Source organism: Streptomyces pseudogriseolus (genome assembly GCA_002154585.1).
GTDB classification, from domain to species: domain Bacteria; phylum Actinomycetota; class Actinomycetes; order Streptomycetales; family Streptomycetaceae; genus Streptomyces; species Streptomyces pseudogriseolus.
Genome location: MUNG01000038.1, coordinates 1 through 4,630, shown reverse-complemented (window position 1 = coordinate 4,630; position 4,630 = coordinate 1). Strand labels below are relative to the sequence as shown.

General features: G+C 75.1%; 4 protein-coding genes. 1 reads left to right on the top strand and 3 read right to left on the bottom strand.

Annotated elements, in window-relative coordinates; translation table 11 throughout:
* The 3 genes from CCN29_RS05240 to CCN29_RS05230 form a co-directional block, all read right to left on the bottom strand.
* On the bottom strand, positions 1-1,173 hold a 1,173-nt coding region (locus CCN29_RS05240), incomplete at its 3' end, for a hypothetical protein (RefSeq protein ID WP_442538241.1).
* 30 nt (positions 1,174-1,203) lie between these two features.
* Entirely contained in the window at positions 1,204-3,483 is a 2,280-nt protein-coding gene (locus CCN29_RS05235) for a hypothetical protein (RefSeq protein ID WP_086680256.1), read from the bottom strand.
* Positions 3,480-4,340: a hypothetical protein gene (locus tag CCN29_RS05230; RefSeq protein WP_086680254.1), complete on the bottom strand. Its 861-nt coding sequence runs from the start codon at positions 4,338-4,340 to the stop codon at positions 3,480-3,482. Before CCN29_RS05230 ends, CCN29_RS05235 begins: the two co-directional genes overlap by 4 nt.
* A gap of 90 nt (positions 4,341-4,430) precedes the next feature.
* On the opposite strand from CCN29_RS05230, the gene CCN29_RS35600 reads away from it, so the two are divergent.
* The coding region (locus CCN29_RS35600; RefSeq protein ID WP_442538240.1) for a hypothetical protein at positions 4,431-4,630 on the top strand (200 nt) is incomplete at its 3' end.

The following is a 4,630-nucleotide window of genomic DNA, read 5'->3' as shown; positions in this document are numbered from 1 at the left end:
GGGTGCCCCGGGTGCCCCGGGCGGTCCCGGCGGCGGTGCGGGCTGCGCGCCGTCCGCGCCGCTCCCGTCCGGCGACGGCAGCAGCGGCGGGTTCTGCGGGACCCCGGGGAGACGCTGGTTGAGGATGTCGCTGACCGTGCGCAGCGCCAGCTGCTTGGGCCCCTCCAGCTCGAACTTCTCCGCGCCCTCCCCGCCCAGCAGCTCCTTCACCAGCTCCATCTGCGCCTCGATCATGCGCAGTTGGTCCTCGCGCATGCTGGTCATCACCAGGTGCGAGTCCTCCGGATGCTGCGCCAGGTGGAGCGCCCAGGACTGCACACCGCCCTGCGACAGGTGCCACTGGTAGAACTCGATCTTCTTGGCCTCGATCTGCTGCAGCTCCAGCATCTGCTGCCCCTGGAGCATCGCCTGCTCGTGCTGCCAGCGGTGCTGCTGCATGGCCAGTTCCTGCTGCTGTCGCCCGTACTCCAGGGCCCGCGCGGCCTGCAGCTCGTCCTGCTGCCGGTGGCGGTCGTCCATCGCCCTGTCGACCCGCATGCCCTCCTCAGCGGCGCGGATCTGCTCGGCTGCCGAGTGGTCGATGGCCTGGAGGCGCTGCTGGTGGTCGATGTTCGCCTGGTCACGGCGCAACCGCAGGGTCCACGTCACCTGGAGTCCGGCCGGCGCGCCGAGCGGGCCGACGACGGTGACCGCGTCCAGCAGCTCCCGCTCGGCCCGCGCGCTGTCGGCGACGGCGAAGCGCCGGGTCACCGGGCGGGCCGCCTGCTGCAACTCGCCGATCAGCAGCGCGGGCACGTCCCGGATGCCGCTCGCCACGAACCGCGCCGGGTCCAGCACCTGCCAGGTGAGGTCCACCTCGGCGGTGAACTCGAAGGCGTCGTTGTCGCTGGGCAGCGTCAGCGTCTCGGTGAACGGATGGACGCCCATGTCCACCTCGTACACGGCGGTGTAACGACGGGCGGCGATCTCGCCGCGGCTCGGCCGGGCGGGCGGCGGGTACGCCTCGTAGCCGCCCTTGGGGGTGGAGAAGACCAGGGCGTGGTCGATGCGCACCACGTGCTTCAGGGACAGCTCGAACCGGGACAGCTGTCGCACGGTGATCACCGGGTCGGTCAGGCGGGTGTGCCGGTCGGCCGGCTGCTGCCACTCGGGCGGTCGGTGGAAGGAAGGCATGGGTCGTCTTTCGTCGGCGGGGTCGGGGCGTCAGCGGGGCGGCAGCGTGCCGAGCAGGCGGGCGGCGACCTCCGGCGGGGGATCGCCGTCCTCGCCGGGCATGGTGCGCAGCAGGTGGCTCAGCCGCTGGTGCTCCGTGGGCGTGGTGACGAGCCTCGGCAGCAGTGCGGCGAGCGCCCACTCGACGGCGGTGGAGCGGTCCGCGATCAGCACCCACTCGCGCAGCGTGTCCAGGGCGTGCCGGGTGCGGTACGGGTCGCCGAGCGCCGCACGCCACAGGTGCGCGATGCCGTCGGCGTCCCGCGTCCCGTCGGTCGCGGCCCTGGCGTACCAGTCGAGGACCAGCGGGACGCCGTACCGCTCGTCGCCCTCGGTGCGCCCGCAGGCGCTGACGAAGCCGCCCAGGACCAGGTCGTGCACGGCCCGGTCGTCGTCGAGGTGGGTGCGCAGATCGGCCAGGACCTCCGAGGCGGCCGGCGACAGCAGCAGCAGTTCCACGGCCTCGGCGAGCTCCTGTGCCATCTCCTCGTCGAAGTCGTCCGGGTCGCCGGACGGCTTGTACAGCTCGCGGGCGGCGGCGCGCAGCGCGCCCAGCGCCTGGGCCGGCCGCTCGGGGCCGATCAGCGCGTACGCGCGGACCGCCACCCAGCGCAGCCGCCGGTCCTCGGCGCCCGACCAGGTGTCGAGGATGCGCGGGACGTTCGGGGTGCCGATGTGGTGGGCGAGGGTGAGCGAGTTGACCGCGACGAGCCGGTGGCGGAACCGGTTGGACACCGCCCACGGCTCGATGACCAGCGCCATCGCGGACGGCAGGTCGGTACGGGCGAGCACGGCGACGGTGGACGCGGCGCGGGTGCGCACCAGGGGCCGGCCGTCGTCGGCCAGCCGGCGCAGCCACTGGATCAGCGCGGGCCGGGCCGAGGGGTGGCCCGTCCACACCTCCCGTAGCAGCACCAGCGGCGCCCGCTCGTCGTGGAACGCGGCCTTCGTCTGGGTGACCGGGCCCCACTCGGTGTGCTCCTCGCCCTCGGAGAGCCGGGCGCGGGCGAGTTGCAGGCGCTTGCCGATGTGGGTGCCGAAGACGGGGATCTCGGCGACCTGGGACCGGTTCTGGGTCTGCTGGAGGAAGCCGTGGAGCAGGTCGCTGAGCTCGGCGGTGAGCGCGTAGGGGCCGTCGTCGAACGCGGCCAGCGCGATGAGGAACGCCTTGTCGCGCAGGTGGACGACGGCCTCGTCCTCCTCGAACCACTCGCGGACCTGGTTCTCCAGCGACGCCAGCGAGAAGGCGGCGACCTCCTGCTCGGTGGTCTCGCCCTCGGCGTACCGGCCGAGCAGCTGGGCGAAGGCGGCGACCTCGCGCAGCTGGTGGGCGTGGGCGAGGAACTCCTTCACCGCGGGCGTCCCCATCAGGTGCCCGGCGGCCGCGTCACCGGCGCGGACGCGCAGATGGGCGGCGAGGACGTCCTCGTTCGCGGGGGGCCGCCACTCGGCCGCGGACACGTCGTCCTCCAGGACGGCGGTCGGCCCGACGGTGATCACCGCGTACGCGTTCCGCTCGGCGAGCCGGTCGGCGGCGCCGAGCAGATGGGTCTCGCGCAGGGCGTTGCCGCGGCGGGTCTCCAGGTCGCACAGGACGTAGCCGCGCGGGGCGGCGGGGTCCGCGTCCGTGCCGTGCGCCGGCTCGTCCCGTGCGGTGAACCGGTCGGCCAGGGAGCCGGGGGCGGTCTCGCGGTCCAGGGCCACCACGGGGGCGGCGCCGAGCCGGTGCAGCAGCATCAGGGCGGCCGTGCGGCGGCCGGTGAAGCGGGCGCCGGACAGCACCAGGATCCGGTCCCGGCGCAGCCGCCCGGCCAGCTCGTCGAAGGTGTCCTCGGACGTGACGAAGGTGGCGGCGAGCCGGTCCAGCGTGGCGCGGGGTATCTCGCCCGCGGCGGAAGCGGCCGTGGACAGCCCGGGGAACGTCCAGTGGTGGACCGTTTTGCTGCCCATGACGACGTCGCCGGTGACCCGGCCGCCGGACACGCCGTGCTGGTCGCCGGCGACCAGGCCCCCGCCGAACCCGGCGTGCGAGCCGACCTTCATGGTGCGCGGGCTGTGGTCGACCAGGTCACGCCGCGCCGCCCAGGCCGCCTGCGGCTGGTCCCGCTCCTCCGCCTCCTCGGCGGCGGGCTTCTCCGCGGACCGCCCGTCGCGGGCGGCCCCGTCGGCCGCGGGGGCGGCGGCCGGACCGCCTGCGCCCGGACCGCCTGCGCCCGGACCGCCTGCGCCCGGACCGGCGGCGCCCGGACCCGCGGTGTCCTGGACGGTCACGGGCGTTCCCTCTCGGTCGTGCCGCCCATGACGACGTCGCCGGTGACCCGGCCGCCGGACACGCCGTGCTGGTCACCGGCGACATAGCTGCCGCCGAAGGACACCGAGCCGCTGCCGACGTCCAGGACGGGACCCGGCGCCGGGGCTCCCCGGTGTCCGGCCGGCGCCGGGTGGCTGTGGGCGTCCTCCTCGGCGGTCCCCCGGGCGGGGGCGGCCGGCGCCGGGCGCTCCCCCGAGTCGCCCGGCGCCTCCCCCGCCCCCCGTTCACCGTGGTCCTCGCCCGTCCGCGCCACGGGGCCGTGCAGCCATGCCGCCAGCGGGCCGTTCTTCGTCGCCACCGTCACCCGGTGGAATCCGTCGGCCGGTACGCCCGGATGGTCGTGCCGTACGACGCCCTGGTACACGGAGTCCGACACGCACAGCGCGAAGTCGTCGACGCGCTCGCGCAGGGCGGCGCGCAGCAGGGCCGCGTCCAGCAGGCGGCAGGCGTGGTTGAGGTCGGAGCCGACCCAGCCGTCGAGGTGGTCCACGGCCACGTAGCCGCCGGCGACGACCCCGCGCAGACGCATCTGGGCCGAGCGCGACGCCATGCGGTTGACGGCCCGCAACTGCGCCGGGACCTCGGTGAGCAGGGCCCGCAGCAGCGCGGTGACCGAGGCGTTCGCGTCGATCAGCTCCATCACGGAGTCACCGCGGTCGGCGCGGGTGCGCAGCGTCTCGTCGATGCCGGCGGCCTCCAGCGCGCGGTCGGCGACGTCGTAGAGCATGCGCCGCAGGTACGCCTGCTCCACGTCGTCCCGGTCGCTGAACCTCTCGATGTCCAGCAACAGGATCGTGCGGCTCACGGGGTCGGTCATGGTCGCCCTTCGCAGATGGGGGTGTCGCGCAGGGCAGCAGAGTGGCGTGAGCGGAGGGTGGGGCGTGAGGGCGGATGACCCACTGGAACTGTGACGGGGTACACAGACGCGTCCCAGGGGCGCGGGGAACTGCGCGCCCAGCCCCACGCGGCCCGCACCCGGCGTGCAACAGTCCCCGGCACCCCGGTGGCCGCCCGGGTGTGGGGCGCGGGCCCGCTGGAGGGGTGCCGCCTGCGCCCACCCGTGCCGCCCCTAGCGGCACGACTGCCCGCAGTCGGCGGCGCCTCAGG

Coding starts and splice junctions, on each gene's coding strand:
- CCN29_RS05230 (WP_086680254.1), bottom strand. CDS start 4,340: ATGACCGACCCCGTGAGCCGCACGATCCTGTTGCTGGACATCGAGAGG.